At 70.2% G+C, this 22,629-nt stretch carries 22 protein-coding genes; 11 read left to right on the top strand and 11 right to left on the bottom strand.

Features of this window, described 5'->3' with window-relative positions; all coding sequences use genetic code 11:
• Positions 1-63: 63 nt before the first annotated feature.
• Positions 64-741 (top strand): TetR family transcriptional regulator, encoded by a 678-nt coding sequence (locus VH914_12775; GenBank protein ID HEX4492074.1) that lies wholly within the window; start codon positions 64-66, stop codon positions 739-741.
• Positions 742-802: 61 nt separating this feature from the next.
• Here the strand turns inward: VH914_12775 and VH914_12770 are convergent, their stop codons facing one another.
• The gene (locus VH914_12770; protein HEX4492073.1) at positions 803-1,342 is read right to left on the bottom strand and encodes an SRPBCC family protein; all 540 of its coding nucleotides are present in this window, start codon (positions 1,340-1,342) and stop codon (positions 803-805) included.
• A 15-nt stretch (positions 1,343-1,357) separates the two neighbouring features.
• Complete coding sequence (locus VH914_12765) at positions 1,358-1,666, bottom strand: metalloregulator ArsR/SmtB family transcription factor (protein ID HEX4492072.1); 309 nt, start codon at positions 1,664-1,666, stop codon at positions 1,358-1,360.
• Positions 1,667-1,738: 72 nt separating this feature from the next.
• Here VH914_12765 and VH914_12760 point away from each other — a divergent pair, with 72 nt between their 5' ends.
• Positions 1,739-3,094 carry an FAD-dependent oxidoreductase gene (locus tag VH914_12760; protein ID HEX4492071.1) on the top strand — a complete coding sequence of 452 codons (1,356 nt, stop codon included), beginning with the start codon at positions 1,739-1,741 and terminating at the stop codon, positions 3,092-3,094.
• 85 nt (positions 3,095-3,179) lie between these two features.
• On the opposite strand, the gene VH914_12755 is transcribed toward VH914_12760, so the two are convergent.
• A complete protein-coding gene (locus VH914_12755) occupies positions 3,180-3,500 on the bottom strand; it encodes an antibiotic biosynthesis monooxygenase family protein (GenBank protein HEX4492070.1) in 321 nt (106 codons plus the stop codon).
• Between the two features lie 81 nt (positions 3,501-3,581).
• Positions 3,582-4,880 carry a cytochrome P450 gene (locus VH914_12750; protein HEX4492069.1) on the bottom strand — a complete coding sequence of 433 codons (1,299 nt, stop codon included), beginning with the start codon at positions 4,878-4,880 and terminating at the stop codon, positions 3,582-3,584.
• Between the two features lie 400 nt (positions 4,881-5,280).
• Between VH914_12750 and VH914_12745 the strand changes: the two genes are divergently transcribed.
• Complete coding sequence (locus tag VH914_12745) at positions 5,281-6,690, top strand: site-specific DNA-methyltransferase (protein HEX4492068.1); 1,410 nt, start codon at positions 5,281-5,283, stop codon at positions 6,688-6,690.
• Positions 6,691-6,760: 70 nt separating this feature from the next.
• A complete protein-coding gene (locus VH914_12740) occupies positions 6,761-7,072 on the top strand; it encodes an STAS domain-containing protein (GenBank protein ID HEX4492067.1) in 312 nt (103 codons plus the stop codon).
• On the opposite strand, the gene VH914_12735 is transcribed toward VH914_12740, so the two are convergent.
• Both VH914_12735 and VH914_12730 read right to left on the bottom strand, forming a co-directional pair.
• A complete protein-coding gene (locus VH914_12735) occupies positions 7,056-8,039 on the bottom strand; it encodes a sigma-70 family RNA polymerase sigma factor (protein ID HEX4492066.1) in 984 nt (327 codons plus the stop codon). The genes VH914_12740 and VH914_12735 overlap by 17 nt on opposite strands.
• A 56-nt stretch (positions 8,040-8,095) precedes the next feature.
• A complete protein-coding gene (locus VH914_12730) occupies positions 8,096-8,863 on the bottom strand; it encodes a VOC family protein (protein HEX4492065.1) in 768 nt (255 codons plus the stop codon).
• A 120-nt stretch (positions 8,864-8,983) separates the two neighbouring features.
• On the opposite strand from VH914_12730, the gene VH914_12725 reads away from it, so the two are divergent.
• The gene (locus tag VH914_12725) at positions 8,984-9,781 is read left to right on the top strand and encodes a maleylpyruvate isomerase family mycothiol-dependent enzyme (GenBank protein ID HEX4492064.1); all 798 of its coding nucleotides are present in this window, start codon (positions 8,984-8,986) and stop codon (positions 9,779-9,781) included.
• Here VH914_12725 and VH914_12720 read toward each other — a convergent pair whose 3' ends face one another.
• Positions 9,782-10,543, bottom strand: a complete 762-nt coding sequence (locus tag VH914_12720; protein HEX4492063.1) for an alpha/beta hydrolase — start codon at positions 10,541-10,543, stop codon at positions 9,782-9,784.
• A gap of 612 nt (positions 10,544-11,155) precedes the next feature.
• Here VH914_12720 and VH914_12715 point away from each other — a divergent pair.
• A complete protein-coding gene (locus VH914_12715; GenBank protein ID HEX4492062.1) occupies positions 11,156-11,359 on the top strand; it encodes a hypothetical protein in 204 nt (67 codons plus the stop codon).
• Between the two features lie 30 nt (positions 11,360-11,389).
• On the opposite strand, the gene VH914_12710 is transcribed toward VH914_12715, so the two are convergent.
• On the bottom strand, positions 11,390-13,408 hold the full coding sequence (locus VH914_12710) for a BTAD domain-containing putative transcriptional regulator (protein HEX4492061.1): 2,019 nt from the start codon (positions 13,406-13,408) through the stop codon (positions 11,390-11,392).
• A 210-nt stretch (positions 13,409-13,618) separates the two neighbouring features.
• On the opposite strand from VH914_12710, the gene VH914_12705 reads away from it, so the two are divergent.
• The 3 genes from VH914_12705 to VH914_12695 all read left to right on the top strand — a co-directional run bounded on the left by VH914_12705 (position 13,619) and on the right by VH914_12695 (position 17,064).
• A complete protein-coding gene (locus VH914_12705) occupies positions 13,619-14,800 on the top strand; it encodes a TetR family transcriptional regulator (GenBank protein ID HEX4492060.1) in 1,182 nt (393 codons plus the stop codon).
• 201 nt (positions 14,801-15,001) lie between these two features.
• Complete coding sequence (locus VH914_12700; GenBank protein HEX4492059.1) at positions 15,002-15,790, top strand: RIO1 family regulatory kinase/ATPase; 789 nt, start codon at positions 15,002-15,004, stop codon at positions 15,788-15,790.
• A gap of 41 nt (positions 15,791-15,831) precedes the next feature.
• Positions 15,832-17,064 carry a CoA transferase gene (locus VH914_12695; protein HEX4492058.1) on the top strand — a complete coding sequence of 411 codons (1,233 nt, stop codon included), beginning with the start codon at positions 15,832-15,834 and terminating at the stop codon, positions 17,062-17,064.
• A gap of 14 nt (positions 17,065-17,078) precedes the next feature.
• Here the strand turns inward: VH914_12695 and VH914_12690 are convergent, their stop codons facing one another.
• The 3 genes from VH914_12690 to VH914_12680 are packed head-to-tail and all read right to left on the bottom strand — an operon-like array spanning position 17,079 to position 20,342.
• Positions 17,079-17,966 (bottom strand): DMT family transporter, encoded by an 888-nt coding sequence (locus VH914_12690; GenBank protein ID HEX4492057.1) that lies wholly within the window; start codon positions 17,964-17,966, stop codon positions 17,079-17,081.
• Positions 17,967-18,000: 34 nt separating this feature from the next.
• Complete coding sequence (locus VH914_12685; protein ID HEX4492056.1) at positions 18,001-19,689, bottom strand: MFS transporter; 1,689 nt, start codon at positions 19,687-19,689, stop codon at positions 18,001-18,003.
• A complete protein-coding gene (locus tag VH914_12680; GenBank protein HEX4492055.1) occupies positions 19,686-20,342 on the bottom strand; it encodes a TetR/AcrR family transcriptional regulator in 657 nt (218 codons plus the stop codon). The genes VH914_12685 and VH914_12680 overlap by 4 nt, the downstream gene beginning before the upstream one ends.
• An 89-nt stretch (positions 20,343-20,431) precedes the next feature.
• On the opposite strand from VH914_12680, the gene VH914_12675 reads away from it, so the two are divergent.
• Positions 20,432-22,084, top strand: coding sequence for an MFS transporter (locus VH914_12675; protein HEX4492054.1), 1,653 nt, complete (start codon positions 20,432-20,434; stop codon positions 22,082-22,084).
• Positions 22,081-22,611, top strand: coding sequence for a DinB family protein (locus tag VH914_12670; protein HEX4492053.1), 531 nt, complete (start codon positions 22,081-22,083; stop codon positions 22,609-22,611). The genes VH914_12675 and VH914_12670 overlap by 4 nt, the downstream gene beginning before the upstream one ends.
• Positions 22,612-22,629 lie beyond the last annotated feature (18 nt).

Raw genomic sequence — 22,629 nt, 5'->3', positions numbered from 1 at the left:
AAACCTCACCCCTGGCCGAGCGACTCCTCGCGCTCGATGGATCGCGCCGGCACGAGGTGATCGGTGGAAGTGCAGGAACGAGAGCACACGAGCCGTCGACCCGCGACCGCACGCGGCGAGAAGACACGCGAGCACCTCCTCGACGTGGCCGAGGAGCTCTTCGGGGCGCGGGGCGTCGAGTCGGTCTCGCTCAGCGAGATCCGCGTGGCCTCCGGCGCGCGCAACACGGCCGCGATCCAGTTCCACTTCGGCAACCGCGAGGGACTGCTCGAGGCGCTGAAGGAACGTCACATGGCGGTCATCGCCGCGCTACAGCACGCGCTCTATGCGGAGACCGTCGCGACCGGACGCGCCGACGACGTGCGCAGCCTCGTCGAGGTGCTGGTCCGGCCGGTCGCCGACTACCTCACGCGCGGCCCGAGCGAGCGCTCGTGGGTGAAGATCATGGCCGAGCTCGGTCAGCTGCCCGAGCTGCGACTCGGCGAGATGACGCTGGCCGCGCCCGCCGCGGCGCAGGAGGCCGGCGGGCTGCTGTACCAGCTCTTGACGCGCGAGATGTCTTCGGAGCTCGCGACCGAACGGCTCGTCGCGCTGGCGCTGATCGCGGTGCACCTCTGCGCGAACCGGGCGCGGATCGCCGACGATCCCGAACGCAGCCGCGCGCACGTCCCCGACGACGTCTTCATCGACAACCTCGTCGACATGACGACCGCCGCGCTCTTCGCCCCGATTCAACACTGAGGCTTCGGGGCGCGAGCAGGAGCGCGACCGCGCTGCTGCTCAACGCCGAAGAGGAACGACCTCAGCTCCCCTGTTGCTGCTCGGCGTACTCCTCCCAGCCTTCGGGCGGCCCGATCGTGGAGGCTTCGGGCCCGAGGTGGGCCTGGTAGCGGACGAGCAGCGCCTGCCACTCGGCGCCCCAGGGGCCGGGCGTCTCCCCGTCGAGATCGGTGATCAGTCGGGCCAGGCACTCGTGCCAACCCGACCCGTCGCGCGCGGCCTTGCCCTGCTCGTCGAACGTGTCGATGAGCCGCAACACCGTGCCCGCGCCGTCGGGCTCGAGCTCGATGCGGATCGAGTCGGGGCCCCACGTGATCTCCATCACCGACGGCGGGTCGAACGCGACCATCTCGCCTTCGAAGTCCTCGTGCATGTCGGCGACGAAGCGCAACCGCGCGCCGGTACGCATCTCGCCCTCGATGCGATCGGGGAACCACACCGCCAGGTGCTCTGGCTCCGTGATCGCGCGCCACACCTTCGCTTGCGGGTGCGCGAGCGTGCGCGTGAACGTCAAGCGCCAGCGGTCGCCGACGCGGGTGAGATCTCCGAGTGGCTGATCCATCGTCGTCCTCCTCAGTCAGTCCTTCATCTCGTCGAGGTGCTGCTCGAGCGCGTCCAGTCGATCGCGCCACTGCGAGCGATACGGCGCGAGCCACTCGTCGATCTCCCGCAACGGCTCCGACCGCAAGCGGTACACGCGGCGCTGCGCGTCGACGCGCACGTCGACGAGCCCCGCGTCGCGTAGCACTCGCAGGTGCTTCGACACGCCGGGCTGACTCATGTGCAACGCGCTCACCAGGTCGCCCACGCTGCGCTCGTCGTCGCGCAGGAGGTCGAGGATGCGGCGCCGGTTGGGCTCGGCCAGCACTTCGAACACCACTCGAATATACTCAGATGGTTATATGTCTGTCAAGCGATGGATACGCTCGACGCCGCGGCGTCGTAGCGTCCCGGCCCGATGGCCGACCGCATCGAGACCGATGTCTGCGTCGTGGGAGCCGGCTTCGCGGGCCTGACCGCGGCCCGCCGGTTGCGGGCGGGCGGCAAGGACGTCGTGGTCCTCGAGGCCCGCGACCGGATCGGCGGTCGGATCTGGACGCAGACGCTCCCCGACGGCACGCCCGTCGACCGCGGCGGCGCGTGGCTCGGACCCGCGCACGACCGCGCGTTCGCGCTCGCGCGCGAGGTCGGCGCGACCACGTACAAGACCTACGTCAAGGGCAAGCATCTGCTCGTCGACGGCGACCGCATGCGCCGCTATACCGGGCTCATCCCGAAGATCAGCCCGCTCGCGGTGCTGACGATCGCGTGGAACCAGTACCGCGTCGACCGCATGTCGAAGTCGCTGCCGATCGACGCGCCGTGGGACGCGCCGCGCGCGGCCGAGTGGGACCGGCAGACGGTCGGCGACTGGATCGAGCACACCGGCATCAGGTCGCAGATCGGTCGTGACCTCTTCGAGATGGCGGTGCGCGGACTCTTCACCGGCGATCTGCACGAAGTGTCGCTACTGCACCTCTACCTCTTGGTGCGCGGGCACGGCAGCCTCAACACGCTGTTCTCGATCGACAAGGGCGCGCAGGAGAACATGGTCGACGGCGGCCTCGGGTCGATCGCGGCGCGCGTCGCATCCGAGCTCGGTGACGCGGTGCGACTGCGTGCACCCGTTCGCGCGATCGCGTACGACGACGACCGCGTCATCGTGACGAGCGACGACCTCGTCGTGCACGCGCGCCGCGCCGTTGTCACCATGCCACCCGAGCTCCTGTTGAACGTCGTCTTCGAGCCGGCGCTGCCCGACGAGCGGCTCGTGCTCTACCGCAACGCGCAAGCCGGTCCCGAGTCGAAGACGCTCGTCGTCTACGACGAGCCGTTCTGGCGCGCCGACGGCTTCAGTGGCCAGACCGCGCACCCCCACTCGCCCTGCGAGGTGACGATCGACGCGTCACCGTCGATCGGCACACCCGGCGTGATCGCGTCGTTCACGTTCGGGCCGGTCGCCGAGCAGTACGACGCGCTCGACGCCACCGAGCGCCGGCGGCTCGTGCTCGAGGCGCTGACCGCGCGGCTCGGTCCGCGCGCGGCGAAGCCCGTCGAGATCGTCGAGACGCCGTGGTGGCACGAGGAGTGGACGCGCGGCTGCTCGTTCGCCCACCTGCGCCCGGGCACGCTCACTCGCTCCGGCCACCTGCTGCGCGAGCCGATGGGCCGCGTGCACTGGGCCGGCACCGAGACGTCGATCGTCTCGCACGGCGCCGTCGACGGCGCCATCCGCTCCGGCGAGCGCGCCGCCGCCGAGGTCTTGGACGCTTGATCGTCGCACCCGCTTCGCTCGCCGCGGCCGACGCCTCAGCCGCGGCCTCGGTCGGGCCGCCCGGCGACCCGACCGTCCCGGCGGTTCAGCTTTCGCTGCCGCCGGCGACCTCGTAGGACCACAGCTCCGACGCGGTCGACACGTGACCACCGTGCGGCGCCGGTCGGTCGGCGCCCGCGTGGCCGTGCGCGAACGCGGGCGACGACACCCACGCGTCGAACGCGTCCTCGTCGCGCCAGCGCGTGACGACGAGCCACTGGAGACGATCGTCGGTCGGCCGCAGCAGCTCGAAGCCCTCGAAGCCCTCTTGACCGTCGACCGCGCCCGCACGCGCCGCGAAGCGGCGCGCGAGCTCGTCACCCGAGTCCTCGGGAACCGTGATGGCGTTGATCTTGATGATCGTCATGGCCTCGATCTGATCAGATCCGGCCACGCGCGTCCCCATCGCGACCTCGCAGGTCATGATGACGGCTGGTGTGGCATTTCTTCAGCAGCCACCCGAGGCCGGCTGCGGCCGCCGGAATCGTCCGCGCAGGCCACCGACGACCCGTAGCGCGAACTGCGGATCCTCGAGCGTCTCGCCGTCGATCTCGACGTCGCCGTGATGCGCGAGCGCAGGCAGCGCGGCGTGCAGCTCCGCGAGCGCGAGGTGTTGCCCGATGCAACCGCGCGGTCCGAGCCCGAACGGGATGAGTGCGCGGGCCGACGCGTCGCGCGTCTCGTGGCGCGCGGGATCGAACTGCAACGGATCCGGCCAGTGCTTCGCATCACGACCGATCCCGCGGACATTCACGGTCGCCGTCTGCCCGCGCCGCACCCGCTGGCCGCCGCCGTCGAACGGGATCATGGTGCCGGCGCGCGTCGGCGTGCGCGGGATGCCCCACACCGCCGGCGTCAGTCGCAAGGTCTCGGTGACGAACGGCTCCGCCCAGCGAGCCGGATCGGCGCGCAGCCGTTGCCAGGCACCGGCATTGCGCGCGCCGTGCACGAGCGCCCATTCGAGCGCAGCCGCTGTCGTCTCGTTGCCCGCGAGGAACAGCCCGAGCACGTGACCGCGCAACTCGTCATGTTCGAGTGCGCGGCCACCGGGGCGCGCGCGCAACAGCGTGCCGAGCACGTCGTCGGGATCGTGATCGGCGCGGGCGCGCGCGATGACCTCGTCCCCGTACGCGAGTAGCGGCTCCCGGTTCCGCTTCATCGCGCGGCCGCGCGCGCCGACGGCGACGGGAAGGAACCCGGTGAGCTCACCGAGTCGAGCGCCCACCCACGCGACCACTTCACGCTCGTGGCGCGCGATCTCGTCCGCGCGCTGCCGATCGAGGCGGTCGCCGAGCAGCACCCACGCGGCGACGATCAACGCGATCCGTCCCATCGCGAGTTCGAGGTCGACGGGTTCGTCGTACGGGATCGCGCGCACTTCCTCCGCCACGATCGCGTCCATGTCGGCGAGGCGCGCGGCGAGCGCACGCGTCCGGAAGGCCGGTGCGACGAGCGGCTGGAGCCGCGCCCAATCGGGCTCGGCCTGACTGAAGAGGTTGTCGCCGACGGCGGCGCGCACGGGCGCCAGGACCGTCGGCGGCCGCGTCCACGCCGCGCTGTCGGTCAGCAGCATCGTGCGCGCCGCGTCGGGGTCGGTCACGACGAAGACGCGCAGCGGACCGAGGCGGAGCGCGACCACCGGTCCGACCGCGGCCGCTTCGTCGAGCCAGCGCAGGCGGTCGGCGTCGAAGATCCGCAGCGCCCGCACCGGCGACCAATGGATCGTGATCGAGGGCAGCTTCCCCATCGGCGCCTCCGGAGTCGGCGCATTTTTCCACGTTCGCCCGCGAAAATCCCGGTCGGCGGCGTTCTCACTGTTCGTGGCGCCATCGGCCGCCGCGCTCGACGTGCTGCGACCCGCGGCGTCCGAGCGTGCCGGCACGCCGATCCGCGAGGCGCTCGGTCGGCGGCGCCTCGCCTCGTTCAAGAACGCTCGTGAGCATCGACGCGCGGGCACCGTCGTCTCGTCGACCGCGTGCCCGGGGTGGCCGACGGAAACGTGCTGCTCGTCGGCGATCCTCACCGGCGCGCTTGATCGTGCACGGCGCGCCGCGCGGTCAGATCGAGTGGGTGGTGACACGGCGTCGGTTGCGGTCCCGCTGAGCGGCAACGAAACAGAAGCGCGCCACCCTCACTAGGGTTCGGTGATGCCGCAGCGGCGGGGGACATCGACGTCGAACTTCGGGGTCTCGCGGCGCGAGAACCACGACGCGTCGGCGTTCTACGAGCGTTTCCGCGCGCCCGAGCTCTCCGACGACACCACGGTGCTCGCGCCGCAGCCGGTCGCCGAGCCCTTCGTGTGCGGCGACGCGCGCGCGATGGACACGATCGTCGACGGCTCGGTCGCGCTCGTCGTCACGTCACCGCCGTACTTCGCGGGCAAGCAGTACGAGGAAGAGCTCGAGGGCGAAGGCGTCCCCGCGTCGTACCTCGAATACCTCGAGTTGCTGCGCGCCGTGTTCCGCGAAAGCGTGCGCACGCTCGAGCCCGGCGGCCGCATCGCGGTGAACGTCGCGAACCTCGGCCGCAAGCCGTACCGCAGCCTGTCCGCCGACGTCATCGCCATCCTCCAGGACGACCTCGGGTTGCTCCTGCGCGGCGAGCTCATCTGGCAGAAGGGCGAGGGCGCGACGTCGTCGTGCGCATGGGGTTCGTTCCGCAGCGCCGCGAACCCCGTGCTGCGCGACATCACCGAGCGGGTCGTGGTCGCGAGCAAGGGACGCTTTGATCGCGCGCGCACGACGAAGCGACGCGAGGCCGACGGCCTCCCGTTCAAGAGCACGCTCATGACCGACGACTTCCTCGCGCTCACGCTCGACGTGTGGGACATGCCGACCGAGAGCGCGCGCCGCGTCGGCCACCCCGCGCCGTTCCCGGTCGAGCTGCCGGAGCAGCTCATCCGGCTCTACACGTTCGAGGACGACCTCGTGCTCGACCCGTTCATGGGCAGCGGCTCCGCGCTCGTCGCCGCGGCCCGGCTCGGACGCCGTTACGTCGGTTACGACCTCGACCCGCAGTACGTCGAGATCGCGCGCCGGCGCGTCGCCGAGGCAACGCGCGCGCCGCACGCCGATCTGCCCACGACGGTCACCGACGACGGGCCCGGCGGGCAGAAGCTCGCCGAGGCGGTGCTGACCGAGGCCGGGTTCACGATTGCCGAACGCGGCCGGCGCGTGCGGGGCACGGGCGTGACGGTCGGCGTCGTCGCGACCGACGCCGACGGCCAGACCTGGTTCTTCGACGTCGGCGGCGGGTTCAAGAGCCACCGCGGCGGGCTCTTCCGCACCGACGCGGTGTGGCGCACCCTCGGACGCGCCAACGCGCTCCGACGACCGATCGCCGAAGGCGTGCCCCTCGTGCTGCTCACCACGCAGCTACCGAAGCGTCCGAGCGAAGGCGACAGCGCATTGCGCGCCGCGGGACCGAGCGCCTTCTTCGACGCGATCGACGTGCTCTCCGCAGACGCCCGCGCCCGGCTTGCGCACTACGCCAAAGGCGGCACCCCCGCGGCCGAGACGGGCTTCTGGACCGAAGCCGATCTCGCCCGCCGCCCCTGACCCGCCTGTCGCACGGGCGCGGCGACGATCTCATCGGTGACTTCGCGGGCGTCGGCCCGTCTGCACCGATATGGCCGAACCTCGCGGGGCGATCGTCGTCGTGGTGCCCGACGTCCTCTCGCCCGAGGCGGTCGCCGAGCTCTGCGAGCGCGTGCGTTCCTTCGTCGAGAGCCGGGCGACGATGCCGGTCGTGTGCGACGTGAGCGCCATCACCGCACCCGACGCGACGAGCCTCGACGCGCTCGCCCGCGTGCAGCTCGTCGCGCGCCGGGCCGGCATCCCCGTCGGTCTCCGCAACGCACCCGCCGTGCTCGTCGACCTACTCGAGATCGCGGGACTGGGCTTTCCGGTGCCGGAAAGTCCGACTAGGCGTCGAGCGTGACCGGGAGGTCGAACAGCGCGAACAGGCGCGGATCGACGAAGAAGTCCATCCCGGTGATCTGGCCACCCGACATCCGCACGATCTGGATCGACCACGCGTGATAGCCGCGGCCGTCGGGGTTGCGACGCCATTGCGCGAGCGCGGGCGCGCCGTTCGCCTCGACGCGCGCGACGCGCGAACCCTCGCAACCGGCGCCCGGACCGAGCAGCCAGGTGCGGTACTCCTCCGCGCCGCGCAGCCACATCGCGTAGGGCGGCATCTGCATCGTCGCGTCCTCGTGCAGCAGCGCGACGAGCGCATCGATGTCGAAGCGCTCGAACGCGTCGACGTAGCGCGCGAGCAGCGCCTCCTGCTCGGGATCGATCGGCATCACCGGCGACGACGACGAGACGTCGTGATCGCTGAGTGTCGACCGCGCGCGTTGCAGCGCGCTGTTCACCGAGACGACGGTCGTGTCGAGCAGCTCGGCGACCTCACTCGCCTTCCACTTCAGCACCTCGCGCAGGATGAGCACCGCGCGCTGACGCGCGGGAAGGTGCTGCAGCGCGGCGACGAACGCGAGCCGCACCGACTCGCGCGTCTCCGCGGCTTCCGCGGGGTCTCCGTCGGCCGGGAGCACGCGCCGATCGTTGATCGGACCGATCCACGCGCCCTCGAGGTCGGGCGGGTCGACGTGGCCGAACGCGCTCCCGACTTCCATCATGTCCATCGGGAGCGCGCGCCGCTTACGGCCGCGCAGCATGTCGAAGCACACGTTGCTCGCGATGCGGTAGAGCCACGAGCGGAGCGCGGCGCGGCCCTCGAAGCCGTCGAAGCTCCGCCACGCGCGCACGAGTGTCTCCTGCACCGCGTCCTCGGCCTCGAACGGCGAGCCGAGCATGCGGTAGCAGTACGCGGTCAGCTCCCGCCGGTGCTGCTCGAAACCGAGCTCGACGGCACTGCGGTCGACTTCAACCGTTCCGGTCATGCGCGATCGCTCCTCTCCCGCCTCGACCACCGCCACCGTAGGTCAGCCCGCCGTCGTCAGGAACGCCCGACGAGCTTGAACCCGGCGCCGGTGACGTCGGACGCCACCGCGAGGCGCCCGTAGGGCGTGTCCTCCGCGGGCAGCACGACCTTGCCGCCGAGCTCCACGGTCCGCGCGAGCGCGCTGTCGGCGTTCTCGACGCGGAAATACACCGACCAACCCGGCGTCTCGGCCGGCGGACCGAAGTTCGTCGCGTCCATGATCCCCGCGAGCGCGCCCTCGTTCTCGCCGTACGTCGTGTACCGGAACTCCGGCGTGTCGCTCATCGTGTGCGCGTCCCAGTGGAACACGTCGCGGTAGAACGCGACGGTCGCGTCGTAGGTGCGCGTGTGCAGCTCGAACCATCCCGGCGTGCCCGGCTCGTCGTAGGTACCGAACCCCTTGTGCTCGCCCGGCTGCCAGATGCCGACGCGGCCCTGGCCCGGGTCCAGCACGAACGCCATCACCCCGAGGTCGCCGACCGGCATCGGCGCCAACTCGACGGCACCGCCGCGCTTCGTCGCGGCGTCGAACGTGGCCTGCGCGTCGGCCGACGCGAGGTACACCGACCACAGGTCGTACGGCGCTTCACCGCTGTTCTTCATGCACCCGGCGACCGGCACGTCCTCCTTCGCGAAGTTGACGTAGCCACCGAACTCCTCGGGCGCCGATTCCGACGTCCAGCCGAACAGCTCGCCGTAGAACGCGCGGCTCGCATCCGGATCGCTGGTCATCAGATCGACCCAGACGGGTGCGCCGACGGGGGCGAGATCACGGTGCGGCATCGCAGGCTCCTGGCTCGAATCGCTCGGTCGTGCAGTTCGACCCGCGGGCGGCGCGGAACTCATCGGTCGGGCCTGCGCGCCACCGGTTCGGTGTCACACCCCGGCGATACCGTGGCCGGCATGGCTTCCGACCTCGACTACCTCGGCCCCATTCGCAACGAGTCGACGCGCTTCGCGAGCTGTCTCGCACGAGTCGATCCGAGTGCGCGCGTTGCGTCGTGTCCGGAGTGGGACGCGGCCGACCTGTTGTGGCACCTGACCGAGGTCCAGATGTTCTGGGCGACGATCGTGCGCGACCGGCTCGACAACTACGAGGCCGCCGAGGCGCAGAAGCCCGACCGGCCGACCGCGCCCTCGGCCGCGCTCGCGCTCTTCGACGAGGCCACGAACGCACTGCTCGACGCGCTCGAACAAGCCCCGGACGACGTGGCCGTGTGGATGTGGTCGCCGATCCAGACCGCCGGCTTCGTCGCTCGGTGGCAGGCGACCGAAGCCGCGATCCATCGCGTCGACGCGGAGATCGTGCTCGGCGAGCGAACGCCGATCGACGCCGCGCTCGCAACCGACGGCATCGACGCGCTCGTCCGTTACCAGTTCGGTTGGCTCCCCGACTGGGCGCCGGCCGAGGCGACCGGCCTCTTCGGCGCGATCGAGACCACCGACACCGGCGCGTCGCTCCCGTTCGAGCTCGTCCACTACGAGGCGACGAGCCCGAGCACCGGCAAGCACTACGACGAAGACGTCGTCGTGGTGCGCGACGGTTCGACTCCCGCGAGCGCGTTCACCGTGCGCGGACCCGCACCCGAGCTCGAGACGTGGCTCTTCGGTCGCGATCCACGCAGCGACGCGATCACGAGCACGGGCGACGCGGCCGTGTTCGCGCGCTTCGAGCAGGTGGTGCGACGCGGAGTCGAGTAGCTATCGCGCCGCGTGCGCGAGGTCGAGGTGTTGGTAGAAGAAGGTCGTCGTCTTGTCGACGATCTCGTCGCGGTGCTTCAAGTACGGAACGTGCCCGTCGCCGGTGAAGGTGACGAGCTTCGCGACGAGCCCGGCCTGATGCGCTTCCTTCACCGTCGCCTTCGCCCACGAGTACGGCACGAGCGGGTCCGCGGTGCCGTGGAACAGCACCGCCGGCGCGCCGTCGGCGTCCGGACTCGTGCCGATCGCCGCACCGGACAGTGACTGCACGGCCTCGACCGCGGACGAGAACTTCTGGTTCGGGCCGGGGCCCGGGTGCGCCTCGTTGTAGCCCACGTTCAGCGCGGTGATCGCGCCGGCCGACGAGCCACCGATCGCGATGCGAGTCGGGTCGATGCCGTACTTCGCCGCGTGCGCGCGCAGGAACCGCACCGCGGTCTGCGCGTCCTGCATCGCCTGCACGATGCCCGTGAGGCACGCCGGCCCGACCGTGCCCACGCAACCCTGCGGAGCGAGGCGGTAGTTGATCGAGATGTTGACGTAGCCCTTGTGCGCGAGGTCGGTCGCCTCGTCGACGAGCTCGGGCGACGTCTTGTCGCCACTCGAGAACCCACCGCCGTGCACCCAGACCACGACCGGGCGGCTGTCGACGGTGTCGCCCTTCGGCTCGTAGAGGTCGAAGGTCAACGTGACGCGCGTGTCGTTCTGGTCGACGGCGTGGCCGTAGACGATGTCCGACTTCGTGAGCACCTTCGGGAACACGGCGTCGCGGTAACGGCCACCGCTCGACCACGCCGAGGTGGCGGAGACGGCGGACGCAGCGGCTCCCGCGCTGCCGACCGCAATGGTGAGAACGATGCTGACGAGTGCACGACGCACGGCAGACCCCCGGTTCGCCCACGATTCTGCCCGGCCCGGTGCCTGCTCGCATCCGCGGGCCACGACGGCTCGCCGGAGACCCCCCACCCCGAAACCCGGCGAGCCGCCCCACACCCGCACGATCCCGAACGCGCGGTAGCCGTGGATCTCGCGGCAATCCGGCCGATTGTAGAGTCTATTACCAGCCCCGGCGAGGGCCGGGAAGACGGTGGCCGGGCGGGCGCGGCCGCCGTTTCCCGCCCTTGTCGGGTATTCCCCGCCCGCCGCCGGGTGCGCATCACGGACAGAAAGTGATGCGAAAGAGGCGGCTGTCATCATTCGAGCGTGGGACGGTCTCGGCGGGTGTTGGTCTCGGGCGCTCCTGAACGCCCGGCGATTTCCCGTGGCAGTCACTTCGTCGGTTCTCCTCCGGGCGCGCACCGACCCGCCGCACCCCAGGCCGAGACATCCGCGTCGCAGCCGGGCCGCATTGCGGCCCGGTCGCGGCGTCGTTCTGTGCCCAACGCGCTGATCGCCTGGCCGATCGCGACGGGCCTCTTCTTCGGTGTCGTCACGATGTTGCTCGTGCGCTGGGGCGCCGGGAACGCCGAGGCACTCGTGATCGGCGTGCTCGTCGGTCTCGCGATGTTCACCGTGAACGCGATCGCCCTGAGCCTTCTGCACGGCCCGCCGCGCGGAGAGGTCCGGGTCGAGGACTGAAGCCGCTCGCCCCTCGTCCGGCGCGCGGGCTCAGGACGGTATGCGACCGTCGGGTCGTGAGCTGTCGTCGCCCCGCAGATCGATCTCCGTCGTCGCCGCCGAGCTCCGGTGCCACGCGGTCAGCGTCGCCGGAACGTCGCGGCCTTCGAGCGCGCGTGCGATCCGATCGTGCAGGCCGGCGCGCTCGCCGTCGTCGAGCCGGTCCTCCAGCGAGCGCCGGCTCAGCTCGTGTACGAACGTGAACGTTCCCTTGTCGACGGTACGGAGGATGCCTGCGTCGGCCGCCTTGTCGATCAGGGTCTCGCTCGTTCGTTCCGGGACTCCCGAGATCTCGGCGATCAGCGGCGCATCGAACGCGATGCGGAGACCCGACGCGTCGAGCAGCACGCCCTCGACGGCGTTGCCGAGCGCGACCACGCGCCGGCGCACGAACTCGCGCACGCTCGGCGGTGGCTCGACGAGGGCGTGTTGCCAGTCTTCGGACTGCAGGATCTCGCTGAGGAAGAACGGATGGCCGTCGGTCACCTCGTGCAGCGCGCGGGCGGCGCCGGGCTCGTCCATGCCGAGCCGCGCGAGCAGAAGCTCGACCGATTCCAAGTCGAGGCCCGTGAGCTGGAGGCGTTCGAGATCGCCGCGCCGTTCGAGTCGATCCGCGAACTCGGCCAGCGCGGCCGAGCGTTGCGCCGACGGTGAGCGCGAGCTCGCGAGCACCACGATCCGGTCCGTACCGGGGATCGTCAGGAGCCGGCCGAGCAGCAACAAGATCGGCGTCCCCGCGCGGTGGAGGTCGTCGAACAGCAAGAGGATCGGCGCGCGGGCCGAGAGAGCGCGGACGCACGAGATCACCGCGGCCGAGAGCCGTTCGTCATCGATCTCCGGCCACCCGCCGGCGGGCCGGAGGTCGGGCAACCGATCGGCGAGCGCGGGCACCACGGCCGCCATCGCGATCGGGTCCTGGCCGAGGTAGACGGCGAGCTGCTCGGTCGGGAGCGCGGCCATCGCGCCGACGACCGAACGCGCCATCCCGACGATCGGCGGACGGAGCGCGTCGTTACCGGTGACGCAGACGATGATGGCGTCGTCCTGCGCCCGGCGCGCGACCTCGAGGACGAGGCGCGTTTTGCCGATGCCGGCCTCGCCGTCGATCAACACCATCGTCGGCCGACCCGTCGCCGCGGCACGGAGATGGTGGAAGATGCGTTCCTGCTCGGTCTGCCGGTCGACGAAGGGCAGGACGAGCGATGTCCACAGCGGGATGGGCGATCCGAGCGTGACCGTGTCGACCGCGAGCTCGGGCGCGTGGGTCAGCACCGCGTAGTGGCGCTCGGAGAGCTCACGACTCGGCTCGACGCCGAGCTCCTCGACGAGGCGCTTCCGATAGTCCTCGTATGCGCGCAGCGCGTCGACGTGCCGTCCGCTGCGGTACAACGCGAGCATCTGCTGCAGACGCAGCCGCTCGCGCCACGGCTCGTCGCGCAACGCGTCGTCGATCGACTCGAGCACCTCGACATGGCGGCCGCAGTCGAGCAACGACTCGTTGCGCAGCTCGACGAGCGTCATGCGAAGGTCGCGCAGCCGGTCGTGCGCGCCGGCGAAGAACGGGAACGCGGCGAGGTCGTGCAACGGCTCGCTCGTCCAGTGCGCGAGCGCGTCGTCCAATACCGCGACCGCGCGGTCGGCGTCGCGATCGCGGTGAAGCTGCTCGCCGCGCGCGAGCGCCGACTGCACGACAGCGAGGTCGAGCTCGTCGGACTCGACGTCGAAGCGGTAGCCGCCGGGAAGTGACAACAACCGCTGCGCCGCTTCACCGAGCGCGTCGCGCAAGCGACAGACGACGATCTGCAACGCGGTGTCGGGATGCTTCGGGAGCGACGCGCCGTAGATGCCATCGATGAGGGCGGTCGCCGCGACCGTGCGATTCGCCGACAACAGCAGGATCGCCAGCGCGGCGCGCTGGCGCGCGGCGGTGACCGGCCTCGCCTCGCCGTCGACGACGGCGGCAACGTCCCCCAACACGCGGAAGTACAACGAGTTTCGCCCCACAGCCATGACTCGTGTCAGCTTCGGATTCCCTGGTCCGCCAGCCGAAAATAGAACCTATAACAAACCGATATCGACGACCGGGATCGGGCCGCTGCCGTACCCAGGCGGCGGCGTTGTTCCCCTCACCGACGCAGTGAAACACTCCATGCTTTCTCGTCGCTTTCGGCGAACGCGGGTGCGACGAGGCATGCTTATTGAGATGCCTGGATTATTACGGTGAGCCGGCGGCGCTCAGAGGGCGCGCAGCGCAACGACGAGCGCCTGCTCGACGCGGCCACGGCCGAGCTCGTCGAGGTGGGCATCGACCATCTCGCGATGAGCGCCGTCGCGCGGCGCGCGGGGCTGACGACGGGGGCGCTGTACAGCCGGTACGAGAACGTCACCGAGCTGGCGGCCGCGGTGTGGACCAGTCGCGTCCGCGACCGTCATCACGCGCTGCTCGACATCGCGGTGCGCTCGCTGATCGAACGGGACCGCGGCGCCGACATCGATCACCTCCTCGCCGAGCTGTTGCAGCCGTCGGAGGACACGCTGCTCGCGATCGAGTTGCTCGCGACGGCACGGAGGGTCGACGACCTCGAGGAAGTCGTGTTCCGAGACGTCGCCGAGTGGATGCGCGGGTGGCGCGCGGGACCGCGCGGGAACCGCCAGCGGCGCGCCCAGGTCGCCTACACGCTCGGGATGGTGTGGGGCGTCCTGCTGCACGAGGTCCCGAGCAAGGCTCGCCGCGAATGGACGTACACGACGCGGAGCCTGCGGTCGTCGTTCGGGCGCGCCTACGCGGAGCCGACGACTCCCTTCGTACCGGACGTGACCCACGCGATCGCGGCCGACACCGGCGACGCCGCACAGAACGCGCTCATCGACTCGGTCGCGATGAGCGTCGGACGCGTCGGCTTCGAGCGCTCGAGCGCGACGCGCATCGCGCGTCGGGCCGGCGTGACTCCGGGATCGATCTACTCGCGCTACCGCACGAAGGACGACCTCCTGCGGCATGCGGTCGAGACGCTCCTCGCGCGCCGTTTTCGCGACGATCTCGCGGCGAACCGCGACACGTTCGTCGGGAAGGAGGTGGGCACGACGACCGCGCAGATCGTCGGCGGTTACCTGAGCGCGGAGCGTCGCGAGTGGCGACTCCTGCGCATCGAGGCGCAGATCGCCGCGATCCACCGACCCGACCTGTCGGACGCGCTCGACCGCATCCAGCAGGAGGCGATCCGCGAGTACCTCGACGTGCTCGGTGCGGGCAACGACGAAGAGCGCGCCGCGCTCGACGAGATCGCAGCCTCCGCGCAGGCGCTCCCGCTCGGCCTGGCGTTCCTCGACCTCGTCACCGAGGGCGTCTCCGCGATCGATTGGCGGCGCGTGCTGGTGCCCTTGCTGACTCCGGGCGCCTGACGGCGAAAATCGCGCCTCGGAGCGGCGGAGGTCTGCCAGACTGCCCGCCGTCATCGACCGATGCGAGGGGAGGGATTGACGATGCCTGCCACTGTGCACTTCCGTCCGATCCTGCTCCGCCGCCGGTCGGTGCTCGCGCCGGCCTGACCGCCGCCTGACGCGCTGATTGCGCGCCCGCGATCGCGAGCGGCGGAGCTCCGCTTGCAATCCGAGGAGCTCGCGTTGCGCGCCATTCCGGACTGGGTCGTTCCCGACCCGTACACCGACACTCCGCTCGGCGTTCTGAAGAGTGGGAAGGAAGCCGAGATCTTCATCGTCGAACGCATGTCGCTCGACGAGACCCGACGCTGTCTGCTCGCGCACAAGCGCTACCGACCGCGATCGGTCACGACCAAAGGTCAGCTCGAAGCCGCAGGCTTCACCCGCGCGTCGACCTTCGTGAACGACCACATCTACCGCGAGGGCCGGCGCTTCCGTCGCACTCGTGAACGGCGCGCCGTCGCGCACATGACCGACTACGGGAAGAAGTTGCTGAACGACCGCTGGATGGGCTTCGAGCTCGACGTCATGACCCGCGTGTGGGACGCCGGCGGACCCGTGCCGTATCCGGTCGAGTTCGCCGACGACGCGATGCTGCTCGAGTACGTCGGCGACGACGAGCGGGCCGCGCCGACGCTCGCGCAGGCCCGACTCACGCGTGCCGAGCAGAACGAGGCCGCGACCCAACTCGTCGAAGGTTTGCGAGTGCTGATGGAGGTCGGCATCGTCCACGCCGACCTGTCGGCATTCAACCTCCTGTGGTGGGAAGGCGAGCTGCGGTTCATCGACTTCCCGCAGGCCGTCGACCTCGCGATCAACCCGAGCGCGCTCGATCTGCTGCACCGCGATCTCGCCAATGTCGGCGAGTGGTTCGGCCGGCACGGCACGACCCTCGACGTCGAAGCCCTCTTCGCCGAGCTGCTCACGATGGCGTTTCCGGCTCGCGGGTAGCGTTCGCCGCCGATCCGACGGGGAGAGGGAGCACACCGGTGATGGCAGGGCCGCAGAAGCTGCTGGAGGACGTACGCATCGTCGAGTGCTCGATGCTCGGGCCGGCCGGCATCAGCACGTGCCTCGCCGACCTCGGCGCCGACGTCATCAAGATCGAGCCGCCGAGCGGCGACTACGTGCGCGAGATGACGTGGCCGATCGTCGAGGGCGTCTCGCTCATGCACCTGCACCTCAATCGCGGGAAGCGCAGCCTCACGCTCGACCTGAAGACCGAAGGCGGTGTCGAGACCTTCCTCGCGCTGGTCGAGCGGGCCGACGCCGTCGTCGAGGCGATGCGGCCGGGCGGGCTCGCGCGGCGCGGGCTCGGCTTCGAGCGGTTGCGGGAGATCAACCCGCGCATCGTGATGTGCACGATCTCGGGCTACGGCATGACCGGTCCGTACCGCGATCTGCCGAGCCACGGCATCGCGTACGACTCGTGGGCCGGCGTCTTCAAGCCGGCGGTCACCGAGGACGGCTTCCCGTACATCCCCGAGCACGTGTCGATCGGCATCAACGCGGGACCGATGTACGGAGCGATCGCGATCCTCGCCGGCATCGTGAAGGCGCGCGCGACGGGCGAGGGCGCGTTCCTCGAGATCGCGCAGTCGGACGCGGCGGCCGGCTTCGACTGGTACCGCATCGAGACGGTGCGCGCGTACGAGCGGCCGCAGAGCGAGGTCACCGGCAACAAGTCCGACAACTACGAACGGCGCGCGGCCGGCACCGCGGGCATGGCCGAAGGCGTGCGCTACCAGATCTACGAGAGCTCCGACGGTTACGTGATGCTCATGTGCTCGGAGCAGGCGTTCTGGAAGAACTTCTGCGAGTCGGTCGGCCGTCTCGACCTGTTCGAGAAGTGGCCGGGCTCGAAGTACGCCGACCACGCGCGCGGCAACACCGAGCTGCGCACCGAGCTGCGCGACATCTTCAAGACCCGCACGAGCAAGGAATGGCTCGACCTCTCGGGCGAGGCGAACTTCCCGCTTGCGCCCGTGAACGATTCGGGAACGGTCGCGCAGGATCCGCAGTTCGTCGAGCGCCTCGGCTGGATTCCCAAGGAACGGCTCGGCGCCGACCAGCTGCCGATCCCGGTCCGGCTCGTCGACGGCGAGCTCGCATGGCCGGGCAAGGCACCCGAGCTGGGCGAGCACACCGACGCGGTACTCGCCGAAGTGCTCGGCTACGACGACGAGCGCATCGCGGAGCTGCGCCAGCAGGGCGCGCTCGGCTAGGACCGCTCGGACGATTAGGTCGCGACCTCGGGGGGTCGTTGCTTCGAGCTCAGTGTCTCCGCGCGCGCGAGCAGCAGGATCGACAGCACGATCGCGACCAGCGAGACGACGACGACGAACGACTGGAACGCGGTGTCGACCGTGACCGTCTCGTCGAGCAACTTCGCGCCGAGGATCACGGCCACGACGGGACCCGGGGCCTGTAGGCCTGCGACCGATGCCGCGAGGTGTCCGGTCTGGAACGAGCTCTGCATGATCACGAAGCCGGCGATGATCACGGCACCCATCGCGTACGGCTCCCAATGCGGGGCCCACGCGAGGATGCCGTCGGCGAGGTAGTGCATGAACGCCTTCACGAGCACGGCCGACGTCGCGAACGCGATCGACGCGCCGACGCCGAGCAGCAGGCTCTGCGCCGGACCCCGCACGATCTTCGAGAACGCGACGCAGAGCACGATCGCACCTGCGATCGCGGGTCCGGCGACGACCCAACGCGCGAACGGCACGAGGTCACGCCCACCGCGCGGCGGCACCTCGTAGAGGAAGGCGGCGAGACTGCCGCACAACACTGCGGCTGAGACCCACTCCACTCGTCGCACCATGCGCTTCTGGAGCAGCGAGCCGAGGAACATCGACATCAGCAACGCGAGCGCGAGGATCGGCTGCACGAACGCGACCGAGCCGAGCGCGAGCGCGCCGGCCATCGCGAAGAAGCCGCCCGCGTCGCAGAAGAAGCCGATGATCCACTTGCGTCGCCGCGCAAGGGTGGTCACCAACCGCGGAGTGAGCGAGAGGTCTTCGGAGATCTGCTCGGCCTCCGCGATCTCGAGCACGTTGCTCAACGCGTCGAGGAACGCGGCGATCACGGCAAGGACGATCGTGAGCGCGACTCGTCCCGACACCGTTAGAGCATGCCCCGGATCGGCGAGTGGTCGCTCACAAGAGCGCGGGGTCGGGATCCAAGGGCTCCAACGGCTCGAGGCTGTCGGCGGTGTGTGCGGTGATGCCTGCAGGCACGGCGTCGCGCGGGATGAGGAACGACAGCGCGGTTCCGATCGCGATGACGACGACGGCGAACGCGAGCGCCCAGCGCGTTCCCGTCGTCACTCCGTGCTCGAGCGCGGATTGCAGCAAGGCGGCGTTGCGACCGCTGACCGACGCCGGCGGGGCGTAATTCGGTCCGAGCGCGTGCACGCCCGCGATGGCCTGCGCCTTCACGTTCGCCGGCAACGGCGCGCGCTTGAACGCGCCGACCGTCTGACTCACCGTCTGCGCGGTCAGCAAGGAGCCGATCACGGCAACGCCGAGCGCGGCGCCGACCTGACGCACCGTCGTGTTCGCGCCGCTCGCGACGCCCGAGCTCTCGTTCGGGATCTCCGACAAGACGACGTTCGTGAGCTGCGCGCCCGCGAAGCCGATGCCGGTGCCGTAGAGCGCGAGTCCGGGCAGCAGGCCGAGCGCGGTGAGGTTCAGGTTCACCGCGTGCAGCAGATAGACGATGCCGCCCGCGTACAGCACGAATCCCGCGCGCACGACGACCGTCGTCCCGACCGAGCGGATGAGCCGGCCACCGAGCTGCGCGCCGAGGATCACGAAGATGCCGGTCGGCAACTGCCACAGACCGTTCTGCGCGGCCGAGAGGTGGCGGCCCTCCTGCAGGAACACGGGCAGCACGAAGCTGAGGCCGAGCTGCCCCATCGCGACGACCAGCCCGGTGAGCAGGCCGTAGCGGTAGGTCGCGAGCCGCAGGTGCGCGAACTCGAAGAGCGGCGCGGCCTTGCGCCGTTCCTTGCTGCGCTCGACGACGTAGAAGACCGCGAGCACGGCCACGGCCACGGCCAGCACGACCGGGATCATCGAGATCGACCAAGTACCGGGCCACAGATCGGTTCCGCCGATCGAGAACGACTCGACCGGTTTCAACCAGCCGTACGTGCCGCCTTCACTGAGCGCGAAGACGAACAGGAACATGCCGACCGCGACGAGCGCGGCGCCGAGGAAGTCGAGCTTCACGCGCTTGCGCGAGCTCACGTTGTCGCGCATGAAGACGATCGCGCCGATGATCGCGAGCGGAGCGATGATCACGTTGATACGAAACGACCAGCGCCACGAGTAGTTCGTCGTCAGGAAACCGCCGACGACGGGCCCGCACGCGGCCGCGACACCGGCGCTCGCGCCCCACGCCGCGAAGGCCGTCGCGCGTTCGCGTCCTTGGAACGTGCCCGAGAGGAGCGCGAGCGTCGCGGGCAGCATGAGCGACGCGCCGATGCCCTCGATGACGGCCTCACCGAGCACGAGCTCGGGCACACCGGTCGACACCGACGCGATGAAGGATCCGACACCGAAGAGCGCGGTACCGATGATGAAGATGCGCCGATGCCCGTAGATGTCGCCGAGCCGGCCACCGATGATCAGCAGCGTCGCGAACATCAGCGCGTAGCCGGTGACGACCCACTCGAGCGCGGGCAACGTCGTGTGGAAGTCGCGGAGGATCGTCGGGATCGAGACGTTCAGCACCGTGTTGTCGAGCACGACGATGAACGCCGCGAGCAGGACGATGACGAGCGTGACCCAGCGCGCGGGATCGAGCTCGGGGTTGTCGGCGACGGTGACGCCCGCCGTCACTTCGCGAGCCGTTGCTTCATCCGGCGCAGCTGCGCGAAGTCGAGCGGTTTGCCGGGGAGCTTCGACTCGACGCGCGGACGCATGCCGTCGAGGATGATCCGCACGTAGCGCTCGTGCAGGACCGGCTGGAGGTCGCCCGCGAGCGCGGTTGCGTGCGCGATGCCGGAGAAGAGGAGCGAGACGTCGGCGGGGCCGATGTCGGCGCGCACCGCACCGACGGCCTGCGCGCGCGTGACGAGCGCCGTGAGCGCTTTCGTCAACCGGTCGCGCAGCGGCTGCGCGCTCGACGGCAGCTCGAGCTCCTTCGCCATCTGCTCCGAGAGCGCGCGATGGCGCGTGTTGAAGTCGGGCAGTGCGACGAAGAACTGCTCGAACGCCTCGGCCGGATCGGGGTGCTCGAGTGCGGCGAGCGCGCGCTCGAGCAGCGACTCGTACATCGACGTGAGGACCGCGTCGACGAGGTCCTGCTTGGTCGGGAAGTTGCGGCACACCGTGCCGACACCGACCCCGGCCCGGCGCGCGACTTCCTCCACCTGGCCCTTGAGCCCCGACTCGGCGAAGACCGCCTCGGCCGCGGCCAGGACGAGCTCGCGATTGCGGAGCGCGTCGGCGCGACGCGGACGGATGGGCGAATCGGATTCAACCGGAACCATGATTCCGATTATACTCCTTAGGCGGAAGCTCGCTTCCACTTACCCTGCGGCCCAACGGCCGAACCCCGACGCCCCCTGCCGGAGACCCGATGCCCGCTGCTCCCCCCGCGACCGACCTCGGCGCCGACCGCATGCACCGCATGCGCTGGTGGACGCTCGCGGTGCTGTGCCTCAGCCTCCTGATCGTCTTCGTCGGGAACTCGAGCCTCAACGTCACGATCCCGACGCTCTCACGCGACCTCCACGCGACGGAGTCGCAATTGCAGTGGGTCGTCGCGATCTACTCGCTCGTCTTCGCGGGTCTGTTGTTCTCGACCGGCGCGATCGGCGATCGCTTCGGTCGCAAGGGCGCGCTGCAGTTCGGTCTCTTCTTGTTCCTCGTCGGCGCGAGCCTCGCGGCGGCGTCGACCGCGATGTGGGAGCTGATCGCGTGCCGGGCGATCATGGGCGCCGCCGGTGCGTTCATCATGCCGTCGACGTTGTCGATCCTCATCAACGTCTTCCCGCCCGACGAACGGCCGAAGGCGATCGCGATCTGGGCGAGCTTCACAGGCGCGTCGGGCGCGTTCGGCCCAGTGGCGAGCGGCTACCTGCTCGGTCACTTCTGGTTCGGATCCGTCTTCCTCATCAACGTGCCGATCATCGTGCTCGCGCTCGTCGCGGGCCGCTTCCTCGTGCCGAAGTCGCGCGACCCGCACGAAGCGAGCTTCGACCCGGGCGGATCGGTCCTCTCGATCGTCGGGATCGTCGCCCTCGTCTACGGCCTCATCGAGGCGCCGGACAAGGGCTGGTTGAGCCCGAGCACGCTGATCTCGTTCGCGGTGGCGCTCGTCGTGCTCGGCGCATTCGTCGCGTGGGAGCTGCGCTCCGAAGAGCCGATGGTCGACATGCACTACTTCCGCAACAAGGCGTTCAGCACGGGCACCGGCGGCATGATCCTCGTGTTCGCCGCGATGTACGGCGTGATGTTCTTGATCACGCAGTATTTCCAGCTCGTACTGAACTACAGCGCGCTCTCGGCCGCGCTGCGCCTGATGCCGATCGCGATGATCATGCTCGTCGTCGCGCCGTTGACACCGAAGTTGTGCGAGCGCTTCGGCGCGCATCGCGTCGTCACGTTCGGCATGCTCTCGATCGCGGCCGGCCTCCTGCTCTTCACCGCGTTGACGACACACACTCCGTACGCGTACGTCGTGGTGTGCGTCATCCCGCTCACCGCCGGGATCGCGCTCTCGATGTCGCCGATGACCGCGTCGATCATGAGCGCGGTGCCCGCCCGGCGCGCGGGCGCGGGTTCCGCGATGAACGACGCGACGCGCGAGCTCGGCGCGGCACTCGGTGTCGCCATCATCGGAAGCATCGCCGCTTCGAAGTACGCGTCGAAGGTCGGACATCTGCTCGCGGGTCTGTCCGGGCACAACCGCTCCGACGCGCGCACGTCGATCGCGGGTGCGCTCCAGGTCGCGGGCAAGCTGCACGGCTCCGCGAGTACGGCACTGACGAGCGGCGCGCACTCCGCGTTCGTGGCCGGCCTGCACTTCGCGGTGCTGATCGGCGCCGCGCTGTCGCTGGTCGCGGCGGGCTTCGTCTACCGGAACCTGCCGCCGTCGCTCGCACCCGAGGGTGCGATGCACGGCCCGCTCGAGGCGTTCGAGGAGGCGGCCGAGCTCGGTCTCGCGGGGGTGCCACCGGCGTTCTCCGACGGAGTGGGCGCGACGACGTCCGCAGAACGCTCGGCGTGACCGCGCCGGACATCGTTCCCGACTCCAAAGACTGGACGTGGGTGCTCGAGCGGCGCTGCGACGACTGCGGTTTCGACGCGCGCGCGTTCGACCGTGAGCTCGTCGGCTCGACGATCCTCACCAACGCGGCGTCGTGGCAGCAGGTGCTCCGCGGCGCAGGAAGAGCGCGGCGCCCGCGTCCCGACGTGTGGTCACCGCTCGAGTACGCGTGCCACGTGCGGGACGTATTTCGCATCTACGACGAGCGTCTCGCCCGCATGCTCGCCGAGGACGCGCCGCAGTACGCGAACTGGGACCAGGACGCAACCGCGGTGGCCGAGCGCTACGGGGAGCAGGACCCCGACATCGTCGCCGACGAGCTCGTCGCCGCCGCGGCGCAGCTCGCGGAGCACTTCGACGGCGTGCGCGGCGAGCAGTGGACGCGCACGGGAACGCGCAGCGACGGCGCGCACTTCACCGTCGAGTCGTTCGCGCGCTACTTCATCCACGACCCGATCCACCACCTGCACGACGTCGGTCACGCGTAGTGCAGCACGACCAGCGAG

Source organism: Acidimicrobiia bacterium, from assembly GCA_036271555.1.
Lineage (GTDB): Bacteria > Actinomycetota > Acidimicrobiia > IMCC26256 > PALSA-610 > DATBAK01.
This window is presented reverse-complemented; position numbering and strand designations above follow the sequence as displayed.

Bases quoted from the DNA above. Each gene is read 5' to 3' on its own strand.
- VH914_12675 (HEX4492054.1), top strand. From the start codon at position 20,432: ATGCCCGCTGCTCCCCCCGCGACCGACCTCGGCGCCGACCGCATGCAC.
- VH914_12755 (HEX4492070.1), bottom strand. From the start codon at position 3,500: ATGACGATCATCAAGATCAACGCCATCACGGTTCCCGAGGACTCGGGT.
- VH914_12760 (HEX4492071.1), top strand. From the start codon at position 1,739: ATGGCCGACCGCATCGAGACCGATGTCTGCGTCGTGGGAGCCGGCTTC.
- VH914_12750 (HEX4492069.1), bottom strand. From the start codon at position 4,880: ATGGGGAAGCTGCCCTCGATCACGATCCATTGGTCGCCGGTGCGGGCG.
- VH914_12680 (HEX4492055.1), bottom strand. From the start codon at position 20,342: ATGGTTCCGGTTGAATCCGATTCGCCCATCCGTCCGCGTCGCGCCGAC.
- VH914_12745 (HEX4492068.1), top strand. From the start codon at position 5,281: ATGCCGCAGCGGCGGGGGACATCGACGTCGAACTTCGGGGTCTCGCGG.
- VH914_12770 (HEX4492073.1), bottom strand. From the start codon at position 1,342: ATGGATCAGCCACTCGGAGATCTCACCCGCGTCGGCGACCGCTGGCGC.
- VH914_12730 (HEX4492065.1), bottom strand. From the start codon at position 8,863: ATGCCGCACCGTGATCTCGCCCCCGTCGGCGCACCCGTCTGGGTCGAT.
- VH914_12710 (HEX4492061.1), bottom strand. From the start codon at position 13,408: ATGGCTGTGGGGCGAAACTCGTTGTACTTCCGCGTGTTGGGGGACGTT.
- VH914_12735 (HEX4492066.1), bottom strand. From the start codon at position 8,039: ATGACCGGAACGGTTGAAGTCGACCGCAGTGCCGTCGAGCTCGGTTTC.
- VH914_12740 (HEX4492067.1), top strand. From the start codon at position 6,761: ATGGCCGAACCTCGCGGGGCGATCGTCGTCGTGGTGCCCGACGTCCTC.
- VH914_12695 (HEX4492058.1), top strand. From the start codon at position 15,832: ATGGCAGGGCCGCAGAAGCTGCTGGAGGACGTACGCATCGTCGAGTGC.
- VH914_12725 (HEX4492064.1), top strand. From the start codon at position 8,984: ATGGCTTCCGACCTCGACTACCTCGGCCCCATTCGCAACGAGTCGACG.